10 protein-coding genes are annotated in these 14,895 nt (G+C 39.2%); all 10 read right to left on the minus strand.

Annotated elements, in window-relative coordinates; all coding sequences use genetic code 11:
- Position 1 precedes the first annotated feature (1 nt).
- A complete protein-coding gene (lon, locus tag SAZ04_RS00860) occupies positions 2 to 2,323 on the minus strand; it encodes an endopeptidase La (RefSeq protein WP_332689567.1) in 2,322 nt (773 codons plus the stop codon).
- 210 nt (positions 2,324 to 2,533) lie between these two features.
- Positions 2,534 to 4,198 carry an ATP-dependent protease LonB gene (lonB, locus tag SAZ04_RS00865; RefSeq protein WP_332689570.1) on the minus strand — a complete coding sequence of 555 codons (1,665 nt, stop codon included), beginning with the start codon at positions 4,196 to 4,198 and terminating at the stop codon, positions 2,534 to 2,536.
- Positions 4,199 to 4,406: 208 nt separating this feature from the next.
- Positions 4,407 to 5,681, minus strand: coding sequence for an ATP-dependent protease ATP-binding subunit ClpX (clpX, locus tag SAZ04_RS00870; RefSeq protein ID WP_332689573.1), 1,275 nt, complete (start codon positions 5,679 to 5,681; stop codon positions 4,407 to 4,409).
- A 623-nt stretch (positions 5,682 to 6,304) separates the two neighbouring features.
- The gene (tig, locus tag SAZ04_RS00875) at positions 6,305 to 7,597 is read right to left on the minus strand and encodes a trigger factor (protein WP_332689576.1); all 1,293 of its coding nucleotides are present in this window, start codon (positions 7,595 to 7,597) and stop codon (positions 6,305 to 6,307) included.
- A 109-nt stretch (positions 7,598 to 7,706) separates the two neighbouring features.
- Positions 7,707 to 8,765: a hypothetical protein gene (locus SAZ04_RS00880; protein ID WP_332689580.1), complete on the minus strand. Its 1,059-nt coding sequence runs from the start codon at positions 8,763 to 8,765 to the stop codon at positions 7,707 to 7,709.
- A 333-nt stretch (positions 8,766 to 9,098) separates the two neighbouring features.
- The gene (gene leuD / locus SAZ04_RS00885; RefSeq protein ID WP_332689583.1) at positions 9,099 to 9,677 is read right to left on the minus strand and encodes a 3-isopropylmalate dehydratase small subunit; all 579 of its coding nucleotides are present in this window, start codon (positions 9,675 to 9,677) and stop codon (positions 9,099 to 9,101) included.
- An 11-nt stretch (positions 9,678 to 9,688) separates the two neighbouring features.
- Positions 9,689 to 11,107 (minus strand): 3-isopropylmalate dehydratase large subunit, encoded by a 1,419-nt coding sequence (gene leuC / locus SAZ04_RS00890; protein ID WP_332689586.1) that lies wholly within the window; start codon positions 11,105 to 11,107, stop codon positions 9,689 to 9,691.
- 92 nt (positions 11,108 to 11,199) lie between these two features.
- The gene (gene leuB / locus SAZ04_RS00895) at positions 11,200 to 12,291 is read right to left on the minus strand and encodes a 3-isopropylmalate dehydrogenase (protein WP_332689589.1); all 1,092 of its coding nucleotides are present in this window, start codon (positions 12,289 to 12,291) and stop codon (positions 11,200 to 11,202) included.
- Between the two features lie 17 nt (positions 12,292 to 12,308).
- Complete coding sequence (locus SAZ04_RS00900; protein WP_332689591.1) at positions 12,309 to 13,856, minus strand: 2-isopropylmalate synthase; 1,548 nt, start codon at positions 13,854 to 13,856, stop codon at positions 12,309 to 12,311.
- 12 nt (positions 13,857 to 13,868) lie between these two features.
- Positions 13,869 to 14,870, minus strand: a complete 1,002-nt coding sequence (ilvC, locus tag SAZ04_RS00905; protein WP_332689594.1) for a ketol-acid reductoisomerase — start codon at positions 14,868 to 14,870, stop codon at positions 13,869 to 13,871.
- Between the last annotated feature and the right edge of the window lie 25 nt (positions 14,871 to 14,895).

A 14,895-nucleotide genomic window follows, 5' to 3' on the forward strand; every position in this document is an offset into this window, starting at 1 on the left:
ACTACTCTCCTAACGCATGCTTCAAAACTTCATCTAAGTGAGAGACGAGAATAAATTGTAAGTCGTTTCGCACGCTCTTTGGTATATCTTCTAAATCTTTCTCATTATCTCTTGGAATAATAATGGTAGTCAGTCCAGCTCGGTGTGCACTCATTGACTTTTCTTTCAACCCACCAATTGGGAGGACTCGACCACGTAATGTAATTTCCCCTGTCATTCCCACTTCTTTTTTTACTTTACGACCTGTCAGTGCAGAAACTAACGCTGTCGCCATTGTTATTCCAGCAGAAGGGCCGTCTTTCGGTGTTGCTCCTTCTGGAACGTGAATATGGATATCGTTTGTTTCATTAAAACTTGGATCAATGTTTAGTTCTTTTGAGCGTGACCGGATATAACTAAAAGCAGCTTGTGCTGATTCTTTCATGACGTCTCCAAGTTTTCCGGTTAGCGTTAATTTGCCTTTCCCAGGTGCAATGGAAACTTCAATCGTGAGCGTATCGCCACCAACAGTTGTATAGGCTAATCCAGTTGCAGCACCTACCTGATCTTCTTCTTCTGCTAATCCATAGCGAAATCTAGGTTTACCAAGCATGTCTTCAATTTTTTTTGCAGTCAAAATTACTTTTTTCTTTTCGGCAGACACAATCATCTTCGCTGTTTTACGGCAAAGTGAGGCTAGCTGTCTTTCAAGGCTACGAACTCCCGCTTCACGAGTATAGTAACGAACAAGGCTTTGAATCGCTTCATCTTTCACTTGTAACATGCCTTTCGTTAATCCGTGGTCCTTCAATTGTTTTGGTAATAAGTAATCTTTTGCGATATGAATCTTTTCAAGTTCTGTATAACCAGCAATCGAAATGATTTCCATTCGATCAAGAAGCGGACCCGGTATAGTCCCTATATTATTGGCTGTCGTTACAAACATAACCTTTGATAGATTATACGGTTCTTCAATATAATGATCGCTAAATGTACTATTTTGTTCAGGGTCTAACACTTCTAGCAGTGCTGAAGATGGATCACCTCTAAAGTCATTAGCCATTTTATCGATTTCGTCTAGCAAAAACACTGGATTAATTGACCCACTCTTTTTCATTCCTTGAATCACTCGGCCAGGCATTGCACCGACGTATGTACGACGGTGTCCACGAATCTCAGCTTCATCTCGAACCCCACCAAGAGAGATCCGAACAAACTTACGATTCAGTGAACGCGCTATTGAACGAGCTAAAGATGTTTTCCCGACTCCTGGAGGTCCTGCTAAACATAAGATTGGCCCTTTTAGTTCTTTCGTCAGCTGTTGAACAGCTAAATATTCTAAGACGCGTTCTTTTACCTTTTCAAGGCCATAGTGATCTTCATTTAATATTTCTTCAGCGCGAATGACATCTAATTGATCTTCTGTCTCAAATGTCCACGGTAATTGAATAAGCCAATCCAAATAATTGCGTAGCACAGAACTTTCTGCTGAATTAGCTGGCATCTTTTCATATCGATCTAATTCCTTTAATGCTTTTTCTTTTACAGAAGAAGGCATGTCTAAGTCTTCAATTTTTTCTCGAAGTGTTGAGACTTCCCCAGTACGTCCCTCTTTATCCCCAAGCTCTTTTTGAATGGCCTTCATTTGTTCGCGCAAATAATACTCTTTTTGCGTTTTTTCCATTGATTTTTTCACGCGTTGACCGATTTTCTTTTCAAGACCCAATACCTCTTGCTCATTGTTTAGAATTTCGATTAATTTTAACAGACGAGCTTTTAACGAGTTCATTTCAAGCAACTCTTGTTTTTGAACTAGCTTAAGAGGTAAGTTTGCTGCAATGACATCAGCAAACTGTCCTGGATCACTAATATCTTTAACAGATGCTAATGTTTCTGCTGAAACCTTTTTCGACACCTTCGTATATTGTTCAAACATTGAAAGAAGACTCCTCATGAGTGCCTGCAATTCTGGTGTTACAAATGCATCCTCATCCTGAAGTAGTTCAGCCTCAACTCGTAAATAATCATCATGTTGTAAAAACTGATCAATTCGTGCACGCTGCAGTCCTTCAACATGAATTCGAACGGTACCGTTTGGTAGCTTAAGTAAACTTTTTACTTTTGCTATTGTTCCTATATGATAAATTTCATCCTCTGTCGGATCATCTATCGAAATTTCTTTTTGAGTTGCAAGTAAAATTTGATGGTCCTGTTCCATCACCTGCTCTAACGCCTGAACGGATTTCGGTCTTCCTACATCTAAATGGAGAACCATTGCAGGAAAAACAAGTAATCCGCGTAACGGTAGAAGCGGAATTTGTCGTTTGTCATTTGTATCGACCATCCGCACACACCTCCATACATCCAAAATGAGAATCCAGTATAGTCTCATAAGTGTCGACCCCAAAGTACATATGTGTGTCTTTGTTAAGACATCAAACATCATGATTTTGAGGTCAGACCCTTACGTTAAACTGGATTCAATTGGTGATTTTTACTAAAGATTAAAATTGGTCATTTTCAATTTTATCTCATCACCATATGTTTGTCTAATTTAAACAGGTGCGATGGAAGTGTTTAGATTGGTACTTGCTGGAATTATTTCTTCCTTTTCTTGTTCAATTGCAAGTTCTAGAACTTCATCTAGATGCTCAACCGCCACCACTTCAACGCCCGTTACTTTTTGTAGCAAAGCTTGTTCATTTTCCTTAGGAATTATGACCATTTTAACACCAGCCATTTTAGCTGCCTCAACCTTTGCTACTACACCTCCTATTGGCTTTACCTTACCATGAATGCCGAGCTCCCCTGTCATAGCAATCGTATTCTTAACTTTTTCACCACGAATGGCAGAGTAAATTCCTGTAGCAATGGCGGTTCCAGCTGACGGTCCATCGACTGGACCTCCTCCTGGAAAGTTCACATGGATATCGTAGTCTTGAGTTGGAATGCCCATGCGCCTGAGGACGGTCACAACATTTTCAACAGATCCTTTGGCCATGCTCTTTCTTTTAATCGATCGCATTTGATTTCCAGTACTCTCTTCTTCCGCTATCCCTGTAACATTAACAGATCCTTTTCCAGCGTTTTCAATGACATTTACTTCGATTTCAAGTAATGCTCCTAAGTTTGGTCCATAAACAGCTAACCCATTAACGAGACCAACAGCAGATTCGTGATAAATCTTTCTTTCTGGTCTTGGTGCAATTTGACTTGCATGAAGCACCCATTCCACATCTGCTAATGTAATTTCTTCTCTATTATCACCTGTAGCAATTCCCGCTGCAATTTGAACAATATTAACAGCTTCACGACCATTAGTCGCATATTTGGCAATACGTTCAATCGCTCCTACTTCTGCTCCAAAATTAATTTTATCAGTTGCCTTTTCTGCAATCTGAATAATTTCTTTTGGCTTTAACGCCCGGAAATACACCTCTAAACAACGCGAACGAATGGCTGGTGGCAATTCATCTGGTGTTCTAGTTGTCGCCCCAACTAATCGGAAATCAGCTGGTAATCCCTTTTGAAAAATTTCATGAATATGGCGGGGTATTTGTTGATTTTCAGCGCTATAATAAGCACTTTCAAGAAATACTTTCCGATCTTCAAGTACCTTCAAAAGTTTATTTATTTGAATAGAATGCAATTCACCTATTTCATCAATAAATAAAACTCCACCATGCGCTTTTGTCACAGCTCCATGTTTCGGTTGTGGGATTCCAGCTTGTCCCATTGCACCTGCACCTTGATAAATTGGATCATGAACAGAACCGATCAATGGATCTGCAATTCCTCTTTCATCAAACCTAGCTGTTGTCCCGTCAAGTTCAACAAATACTGCTTTTTGTAAAAAAGGAGACAAAGCATTTTTCTTTGCTTCTTCTAGAACTAGGCGAGCAGCTGCGGTCTTCCCGACACCAGGTGGTCCGTATATAATGACATGTTGTGGATTAGGTCCACATAATGCAGCTCGTAAAGACCTAATTCCTTCTTCTTGTCCAACAATATCAGCAAATGTCAAAGGACGAACTTTTTCAGATAAAGGTTCGCTTAGAGAGATGGCTCTCATCTTTCGTAATTCCTCCATCTCTTTCTTTGATTCACGATCGATTGACACTTTTTGATTTCGTTGGCTTTTTAATAAATTCCAAAAATATACACCAATGATGACACCAAAGAAAAGCTGTATCACCAAAGCAATTCCTGTCCAGTTCATGATGAAACCTCCCAGAAGTAGTCGTTTTCTTTCCCTTAGTATGACCGGGAAGAACAACACTAATCAAAGAAAGTTTTGAGAATGATTGGAGAAAAAATCCCTCCACGAAATCAAGGATAGAAATTCGTATGTAGAAGGGTACTATGAACAGAAAATCATTTTACAAAAAAAAGCAAGACTGACCCGTTAACGAGTCAGTCTTGGTGTTTTAAGCACTTTCTTTCGGTTCTGTTTTAGACAAACTCATTTCTTGCCCATCAGCCGTTAATAACGTTGGCAACTCATTTTCAGTCAAACACTTACCGTGGATAATACACTTCACAATATCTTCACGTGAAGGTAGATCAAACATCACATCAAGCATAAGCGTTTCAATGATGGAACGTAATCCACGCGCTCCAGTTTTTCTTTCAATTGCTTTGTTCGCAATTTCCCTTAGTGCTTCTTGCGTAAATTCAAGCTCCACTTCATCAAGCTCAAGTAATTTTTTATACTGCTTAACTAGTGCATTTTTGGGTTCAGTTAAAATCTCAACTAATGCATCTACATCAAGCGGTTCTAGACTAGAGATAACCGGTAGACGTCCGATGAATTCAGGGATTAAACCAAAACGAAGCAAATCTTCAGGTAACACTTTTCCTAAGTATTCACCTGGCTTAAGATCGTCTTGTCTGACATCTGATCCAAATCCAATTACTTTTTTACCGAGACGGCGCTTGATAATCTGCTCGATCCCATCAAACGCACCACCACAAATAAAGAGAACATTCGTTGTGTCAATTTGAATAAACTCTTGATGTGGGTGCTTACGTCCTCCTTGTGGTGGGACACTTGCGCTCGTACCTTCTAAGATTTTTAAAAGGGCCTGCTGAACCCCTTCACCTGATACGTCACGTGTAATTGAAGGGTTCTCTGATTTACGGGCCACTTTATCAATTTCATCAATATAAATGATACCTTTTTCTGCTTTCTCCACATCATAGTCAGCGGCTTGGATTAATTTCAAGAGGATGTTTTCTACATCTTCCCCAACATAACCAGCTTCTGTTAATGAAGTAGCATCTGCAATCGCAAATGGTACATTTAATATACGAGCTAACGTCTGAGCAAGTAATGTCTTCCCACTACCTGTTGGACCAATCATACAAATATTACTCTTCGCGAGTTCCACCTCATCAGAACGTGATAAAGAGTTAATGCGCTTATAATGATTGTAAACAGCAACTGATAGCGATTTTTTCGCGCGATCCTGACCGATTACATAGTCATTTAAGATTTGTCTAATTTCGCTTGGCTTTGGTACTTCTTGAAATTCAACTTCCTCTTCTGTACCTAGTTCTTCTTCAACGATCTCTGTACATAATTCAATACATTCATCACATATATACACACCAGGTCCAGCAACTAATTTTCGAACTTGGTCTTGAGTTTTTCCACAAAAAGAACACTTAAGTTGTCCCTTTTCTTCATTAAACTTAAACATTCAATCATCACCCCTTAGTAAATATTGTACCATCCTCAAGAAAATCTACCTACATACAGGCTATTAAAAATGGAAACGACAATACAATTAACTATGAACATTATAAAACTAAAACTTACCGATTAAACAATCATATGTTTTTGTTATTGTATCACATTTGCGATGAGAACCATAAAGAAAACCCTTATTGCTCTTATCACATGAAACACTCAACATCGATTGCAGTCGAACACAAGGATCCGACACCAATACACTTTAGCAATTTCACCTCCATGCGAACATCTTTCACCTATGTACAATTTGTCTATAGACATAGAGACAGGCAATTAAGTTTGATTACTTCCTATCATATTATGTATGGATTGATTATACATTCAAGATAAAGTGATAAAAATCCTTTTTCTTGATAAAAATTCATTTTTCTACTTATTCATATGTTTCCATCCCTTAATTCAGCTTGTTCAAAACCTGCATTCTCCATACATGGGCATAAGTTCAAAAGGGCAAATTATTTTAAAAACTTCTTAAAAAAAGAGAGGATTTAGCTTACTCGCTTGAAAGGAAAAACAAGGCGCGATAATTCGCGCCTTGTTTCGAATGACTCTACAAACTCCATCAAAATATTATGCTTTTTTGCTATTCTCGACAAGAAATTCAACTGCTTTTTGAACTTTAAGGTCACCTTTAATACCTTCAAGACCACCTTGAGCAGCAAAAATATTTTTAATTTCTTCAATTGAACGTTTGTACATTTCAGCCATTTTTTCGATTTCTTTGTCCACATCTTCGTCAGATGCTTCAAGGTTTTCTGCAGCAGCAATAGCTTCAAGTGTAAGATTTACACGTACACGCTTTGCTGCATCCGTTTTGAATTGCTCACGCATAGCTGCTTCATCTTGACCTGAAAATTGAAAGTACATTTCAAGATTCATGCCTTGAGCTTGAAGACGTTGCTCAAATTCTTGAAGCATACGGTCTACTTCTGTATTAATCATTGCTTCTGGAATATCAATTGTTGCATTTTCAGCAGCTTTTTCTACTAAAGTATCACGAACTGCATGCTCAGCTTGATGATTTCTATCTTTTTGAAGCTTATCTTTTAGTTGAGTCTTAAGCTCTTCTAAAGTTGCTACTTCTTCGTTTGCATCTTTTGCAAACTCATCGTCAAGAGCCGGTAACTCTTTGCGTTTAATGTCATGGATTTTCACTTTAAATGTTGCAGGCTTACCAGCTAAATTTTCAGCATGGTATTCTTCCGGGAATGATACTTCAACATCTTTTTCTTCCCCAGCTTTTAGACCTACTAGTTGCTCTTCAAAACCTGGAATGAATTGACCAGAACCGATTTCAAGAGAGTAGTTTTCAGCTTGTCCGCCTTCAAATGCTTCACCGTCAACAAAGCCGTCAAAATCGAATACTGCAGTATCGCCGTTTTCAATCGCTCCGTCTTCTACAACAACAAGCTCTGCTTGACGTTCTTGAAGTGTCTTAAGTTCAGCATCAACATCTTCATCTGTAACAGTTGTATCTTGTTCTTCTACTTCAAGACCTTTATACTCTCCAAGTTCCACTTCTGGCTTTACAGTCACTTTGGCTGTGAATACTAGAGTGCTTCCCTTTTCCATTGTTTCGATATCAATTTCAGGACGATCAACAGGCTCAATTCCTTTTGCTTCAATCGCACCAGCATACGCTTCTGGAAGTAAGATATCTAGAGCATCTTGGTAAAGAGACTCAACACCAAATTGCTTTTCAAACATAGAACGAGGTACCTTTCCTTTACGGAATCCAGGTACATTCACCTTTTTTACAACTTTTTTGAAAGCTTGATCAAGAGCAGCATCTACCTTTTCAGCTGCTACATCAACTGTAAGGACGCCTTCATTTCCTTCTAATTTTTCCCATTTTGTAGTCATTTACTTTCCCTCCAACTTATACACATCTTCGTTTTCGAACGATAGATTTCTTCTATTATCCTTGACAACCACTCTAGTATAACATAACGTTTGTCCATTTCAAATAGAACTAATTGTCATCACCCTTATTAATATAATGATTTTGGTCTATTTGATAGACAGATGACTCTAGTTCTTTTACTTCTAGCACTTTTTCAATAAAAAAATTGAGTTTAAATTGATACTCCTCTTCTAACTCCCCTACTTCTTCTTCTAAGCCAATTCTCTCTGCTGCGCAATAATGAAAGACTTGTCCCCACAGTTTAGGATCTTCTGGTTCTGGCAAGAAAGGATAGAGCGACCAAAGGTGAGTCCAACTAAGTTGTTTCGCTAATTCGAATAACAATGGATCATTATGTTCAAGTTGGTTACTTAAGTATGCTAGAATTTCATTATGAAATTGTTGTTCATAAACCTGGGTAAGCTCATTGGGAATGACAGTCAGTTCCCTACCTTGTTTTACAATATGTATTTTCTCATTACATCCTTTATCATGTAAAGCTTGCAAAGCCATACTTTGCAGCACATAATCATGATTTTTGTCATCTAAATACTGAATTAATTCATTGATAGCATCGTCACCTTCTATCTCTCTCAGGTGTTGAATCGCTTTAGACTGAAGCTCCAATGAACCTGAATGCAGCATTTGAATAACTTCTATAGGTATTTGTTCTTCTTTCATTTCCGTTTGACCGAGCCACTCCTGATCACCAACCATTTGACGGCTAAAATGCAGCAACTGATAGAGTGATTCTGCATATTGAGAAGGGAATTGATTTTCCGTTAAGACAGCATCAAGTATATCTACAACCTCTTGATATTTACCCAACTGGACAAGCAATGAAATATGTACTTGGAGATTTTCAAAATAATCGCCTATCCCTTCTTTCAGTAAATCATTAGTATGTCGAACCGCTTCTTCTAAACGTCCTAACTCGACTAGACTTAACATCTTCCCAAACAAAACTTGAGGGTGATCTGGCTCATGTTCTTCTGCTGATAAGAAAAATTTATAAGCTTCTTTTCCGTCCTTATTTTTTAAAGCATCCATTCCTTTCTCAATGAGACGCTTTACAAGACCAGGGTATAAAATAACGTTCTTATTTTTATGCTGCTTTCGTTTATCCACTGGAACCGCTCCACTCTTTTTTCATGCGTTTTTCTTTTTTCCCAACCATTCACCTCTCTTACCTAGAATACCTAAGTTTTCATTGCCGCAAGCTTTGAAAGAGGCAAGAAGAGCAATGCTTTTAAAAAAGTAAATGAATGAGCCGTAGAATCGTTAATCCTTTTTACAACTTCTATAATGAATTATCACTCACACTATTCCTTTAATTTTATCAGTTCCAACAAGCCATTACAATTCATGCTTATGTACGCAAGACAAAAGGGTAACTCCAAGTATTCATTAGCTGTTCTCATAAACCGATTAGCTAATTGATCCCTAGAATTACCCTCTTACTTATGCTTTTTGCTCAAACGCTTGAATTTCCTTGTCATATTGAAGTGTTAATCCTATTTCATCCCAACCATTTAGAAGCATTTCCTTCCAGTAAGGATCAATGGAGAATGTTGCTTCAAAACCTTCTCCACTTATCTTTTGATTTTCTAAACTTACAGTAAGCGAGTAGGTGTCATTTGCCCCTTTACTTAAGAGTTGATCCACCTTTTTCTCATCTAATCGGATTGGAAGCATTCCATTTTTCACGCAGTTGTTGTAAAAGATATCAGCAAAACTAGGTGCTATAATCACTCTAAACCCGTAATCATCCAAAGCCCAAGGTGCATGTTCACGAGATGAACCACAACCGAAATTGTGTCCTGCTACTAAAATAGTTGCTCCTTGATTATGCTTTTGGTTTAATTCAAATTTCGGATCTGGTTTACCATCTGGTAAAAAGCGCCAGTCAAAAAATAAATACTGTCCAAACCCGGTACGCTCTACACGCTTTAAAAACTGTTTTGGAATAATTTGATCCGTATCAACATTTACTCGGTCCATTGTCGCAACTGTCCCTTTATGGTTTATAATTGGTTCCATCGTTCTCCCCCCTACTGTGTTACTTGTTGTAGCTTCCACTGACGAATATCGACAAAATGTCCAGCAATCGCAGCAGCTGCAGCCATCTCAGGACTTACTAAGTGTGTACGTGCTCCTTTTCCTTGACGTCCTTCGAAATTCCGGTTGGATGTCGATGCACAGCGTTCCCCTTCAGGTACAACGTCAGGATTCATACTTAAACACATACTGCAGCCAGAACTACGCCACTCAAACCCTGCGTCAATAAATATTTGATCAAGACCTTCTGCCTCAGCACGTTGTTTTACCTTTTCGGAACCTGGTACAACGAGTGCACGTACATGCTTTGATACAGTTTTCCCCTTTATAAGGTTAGCTGCCGCACGAAGGTCACTTAAACGCGAGTTCGTACAGGATCCAATAAAGACATGTTGAATGTCAATAGAAGATACGGGTGTACCTGGAGTTAAATCCATATACTCTAATGCTTGTTTAATTGCCCGCTGATCTGTTTCTGTTTTTCCGTCCGTAGGCGCTGGAACCGTTTTTGAGATGCCGACACCTTGTGAAGGATTTGTTCCCCATGTCACCATCGGTTCAATTTCAGATGCGTCAATTGTCACGACACGGTCATAAGTAGCACCAGCGTCCGTTGCTAACTGCTTCCATTGTTCTACCTTTTTGATAAACTCATCACCTGAAGGAACATTCTCTCGCCCTTCTAAATAATCAAACGTCACTTGATCCGGACTAATAAGACCCGCTTTCGCTCCAGCTTCAATAGACATATTACAAATCGTCATTCTTTCTTCCATGGTCATACCGCGAATCGCATCACCTGTGAATTCAATAACTGAACCTGTACCAACATCTACACCAAATTTAGCAATAATCGCTAAAATAACATCTTTAGCTGAAAGTTCAGGTGAAAGTTTTCCGGTAACACGAACTTCTAGTGTCTTTGGACGTGATTGCCAAAGCGTTTGAGTCGCAAGAACATGCTCTACTTCACTCGTTCCGATCCCAAAGGCTAATGCGCCAAATGCTCCATGTGTTGACGTATGACTATCTCCACAAACGATCGTTTTCCCTGGCTGTGTTAACCCAAGCTCGGGACCAATAACATGAACAATGCCGTTTTCAGGATGCACTAAATCAACAAGATCAACGCCAAACTCTTTGCAATTTGTCTCTAGTGTTTCCATCTGAGTTCTAGCAATTCGATCGGTAATATCATATCGATTAACCGTTGGAACGTTATGATCCATTGTAGCAAATGTTAAATCAGGTCGTCTCACTTTTCGATTTGCGAGCCTTAGGCCCTCAAATGCTTGAGGAGATGTCACTTCATGAACCATGTGTAAATCGATATAGAGGAGACTTGGCTTTCCTTCTTCTTGCATGACCTCATGAGTTTCCCAAATTTTTTCAATTATCGTTTTAGGTGCCATTTTTCGCTCCTCCCAGTCCTTATCATTTCTCTTTATAAAATAAGAGAATGACAACAATGATGTAGTTCATCATCGTTGTCATTCTTTATTGATTACGATATGACTACTTTTTTTGTTAACGCGTCAATCACTTTTTCAGTCATTTCAACTGTTGATAATGCCGTGCTTTCGTCTTGTGTTAAATCAGCTGTTCTATAGCCATCCTCTAACACATCATTAATGGCTTCAGCAAGAGCATCAGCCTCAGTAGTTAATTTAAATGCGTACGTTAGCATCATGACAACGGATGAAAGTGTTGCTAATGGATTTGCAATCCCTTTACCCGCAATATCTGGTGCAGAGCCATGAATCGGTTCAAATAAACCCGGTCCATCCTGACTTAAACTCGCAGATGGTAACATCCCTAAAGAACCAGTAATCATGGATGCTTCGTCACTTAATATATCTCCAAACATATTTTCTGTGACAATCACATCAAACTGTTTTGGATTACGTATAAGTTGCATCGCTGCATTGTCAACAAGCATATGACTATATGGGACCTCAGGAAATTCTTTTGCGACCTCTTCTACAACTTCACGCCACAACCTACTTGATTCAAGAACGTTTGCTTTGTCCACAGACGTTAGTGCTCCACCGCGAACCTTTGCAAACTCAAATCCTTTTCGGACGATGCGTTCAATTTCTTTTCGTGAATATAGTAGGGTATCAATAGCAAGTTCTTCTTCACCTTCACCGCGACGCTCACGCGGTTCACCAAAGTAAAGTCCCCCGGTTAATTCCCTAACAATCACGAGATCAACACCTTGAATGATTTCATCCTTTAATGGTGATGCTTCTGCTAAGGACCCATAGATCGTAACAGGACGAAGGTTTGCAAAAAGATCTAATTCTTTTCTTAAACCGAGCAATCCTTTTTCTGGACGCTTCTCTCCAGGGAGTGTATCCCACTTAGGTCCACCGACTGCTCCTAATAAGACAGCATCACTTTGTTTACAAATTGAGAGAGTCTCTTCTGGTAATGGAGTACCAGAAGAATCAATTGCCACACCACCAAGATCGCCATACGTAAATTCAAACTCGTGATTGTACAAACGACTGATTTCGGTTAATACTTTGGTAGCAGCGTCACATACTTCTGGTCCAATACCATCACCAGGGAGAATAGCAATGCGTTTTTTCATGATCTTCCTCCCACTCGTTATATCTTTACTGTATTTGTTCGTTGTTCATTGAATTGTTTGCGATTAATTGTACGGTTGACCGCATTAATGTATGCCTTAGCTGACGCTTCTAACACATCATGAGCGGTTCCACGACCTGAAGATTCTGTTCCGTCGTATTTGACAGTAACATATACTTCAGCTAAAGAATCGCGCCCAGCTGTTGTTGACTGAATTCGGTAGTCCATTAATAAAATCGGTTCATCAATAACGCGTTCAAGCGTATTGTAGATAGCTTCTACACTACCAGAACCAGTTGCCGCTTCTTGAACCGTTTCACCAGTAGGTAACTTCATCGTAATCGTTGCTGTAGGAATGTTTGTTGTACCATAGTTAACTTGTAATGTTTCAATCTCATAATGGGCAACGGCAGAACCAACAGTTGCTTCTGTCATAAGTGCAAATAAATCATCTTCTGTAATATCTTTCTTCTTATCAGCTAGACTCTTAAAGGCAGTAAACGTTTTTTGTAACTGTTCATCTGTTCCATTGAACCCAAGCTCAACTAACTTTTCTTTGAAAGCGTGACGGCCAGAATGCTTTCCAAGCACCATTCTGTTTGAAGATACTCCAACTAGTTCAGGCGTTATAATTTCATACGTCTCTTTGTTTTTCAACACACCATCTTGATGAATTCCTGATTCATGCGCAAAGGCATTAGCACCAACAACAGCTTTGTTATTAGGTATAAGCATACCAGTCAATTTGCTAACAAGAGAACTAGTTCGTTTAATTTCTTTTAATACAAGACCTGTATCAGCTTTGTAATGATCTTGACGAATGTTTAGTGCAACAGCAATTTCTTCAAGGGAAGCATTACCTGCACGTTCACCAATCCCATTGACTGTACATTCCACCTGACCAGCACCATTTTGGATAGCTGCTAGTGAATTCGCAACTGCCATCCCAAGATCATCATGATTATGAGTAGATAAAATCGCTTTATCAATGTTCGGGACATTTTCTGAAACATAACGGAACATTTGACCTATTTCATATGGCGTTGTGTAACCAACTGTATCAGGAAGGTTAATAACGGTTGCTCCTGCATCAATAACGGCACGGATAATTTGTGCAAGGAATGGTAAATCAGAACGACTTGCATCCTCTGCAGACCACTGAACTTGTGGAAATCTTGTTTTCGCTAGTTTCACAGCAGCGACTGCATTTTCAACAACTTGCTCTGGCGTCATTTTAAGCTTATATTCCATATGAATCGGAGATGTAGCAATGAAAACATGGATTCTTGGCTCAGCACTATCTTTTAGTGCTTCCCAAGTTGTTTCAATATCACGCTCAAGTGAACGGGCCAGACCAGTTATCGAGCTCCCTTTTACTGTTCGTGCAATCGCTTGAACAGAAGAAAAGTCACCTTGAGAGGAGGCTGGAAAACCAGCCTCAATAATATCTACACCCAAACGCTCTAGTTGCTTTGCTATTTCTAGCTTTTCTTGAAAGTTTAAGTTCACACCAGCAGACTGCTCTCCGTCCCGTAGCGTGGTATCGAAAACATTAATTTTCCGCACTACTACCACTCCTTAGATTTTTGATTTTGCCTTAACGAATGGCATCATTTCACGCAATTCACGACCAACTACTTCAATTGGATGTTGACTTTCTGCTCTAGTGATTGCTGTAAATTCTGGACGGTTTGCTTGGTTTTCAAGAATCCAACCTTTTGCAAATTTCCCTGTTTGAATATCAGTTAGAACTTTCTTCATTGCTTTCTTTGTATCTTCCGTTACGATTTGAGGACCAGCTACATAATCTCCCCATTGTGCAGTATCAGAGATTGAATAACGCATTGTTTCAAGTCCACCCTCATACATTAAATCAACAATTAGTTTTAATTCATGTAAACACTCAAAGTAAGCAACTTCTGGTTGGTAACCAGCTTCCACAAGTGTTTCAAAACCAGCTTTAACAAGTGCAGATGCTCCACCACATAATACAGCTTGCTCTCCGAATAGATCTGTTTCTGTTTCTTCTTGGAATGTTGTTTCTAATACACCTGCGCGAGCAGAACCAATTTGTTTAGCATAAGCTAATGCAATATCTTTTGCGTTACCAGTAGCATCTTGATATACCGCGATTAATCCTGGTACACCGCCACCTTCTTCAAATACACGACGAACTAAGTGACCTGGACCTTTTGGTGCTGCTAGAAATACGTCAACATTGCTTGGTGGGACAATTTGGTTAAAATGAATGTTGAAACCATGTGCAAATGCAAGTGTTTTTCCTGCTGTTAATTCTGGCTCAATTTCGTTTTTGTATACTGTTGGTTGAAGCTCATCTGGAAGAAGAATCATAATTAAATCAGCTTGAGCGGCAGCTTCGCGAACAGATACAACTTCAAATCCATCCTCTACAGCTTTATCCCAAGATTTCCCTGGACGAAGACCGATGATTACATCTTGACCACTTTCACGCATGTTTAGTGAATGAGCATGACCTTGTGAACCATATCCGATTACTGCTACCTTTTTACCTTTTAAAATTCCTTCGTTTACATCTGAATTGTAATATACCTTTGCCATAATAAAACTCTCCTCTTTTGTTTAC

Origin of the sequence: Halalkalibacter lacteus (assembly GCF_036663595.1) — a bacterium.
GTDB classification, from domain to species: domain Bacteria; phylum Bacillota; class Bacilli; order Bacillales; family Bacillaceae_D; genus Halalkalibacter; species Halalkalibacter lacteus.

Coding starts and splice junctions, on each gene's coding strand:
- leuB (WP_332689589.1), bottom strand. CDS start 12,291: ATGAAAAAACGCATTGCTATTCTCCCTGGTGATGGTATTGGACCAGAA.
- lon (WP_332689567.1), bottom strand. CDS start 2,323: ATGGTCGATACAAATGACAAACGACAAATTCCGCTTCTACCGTTACGC.
- leuD (WP_332689583.1), bottom strand. CDS start 9,677: ATGGAACCAATTATAAACCATAAAGGGACAGTTGCGACAATGGACCGA.
- tig (WP_332689576.1), bottom strand. CDS start 7,597: ATGACTACAAAATGGGAAAAATTAGAAGGAAATGAAGGCGTCCTTACA.
- leuC (WP_332689586.1), bottom strand. CDS start 11,107: ATGGCACCTAAAACGATAATTGAAAAAATTTGGGAAACTCATGAGGTC.
- lonB (WP_332689570.1), bottom strand. CDS start 4,198: ATGAACTGGACAGGAATTGCTTTGGTGATACAGCTTTTCTTTGGTGTC.
- clpX (WP_332689573.1), bottom strand. CDS start 5,681: ATGTTTAAGTTTAATGAAGAAAAGGGACAACTTAAGTGTTCTTTTTGT.
- ilvC (WP_332689594.1), bottom strand. CDS start 14,870: ATGGCAAAGGTATATTACAATTCAGATGTAAACGAAGGAATTTTAAAA.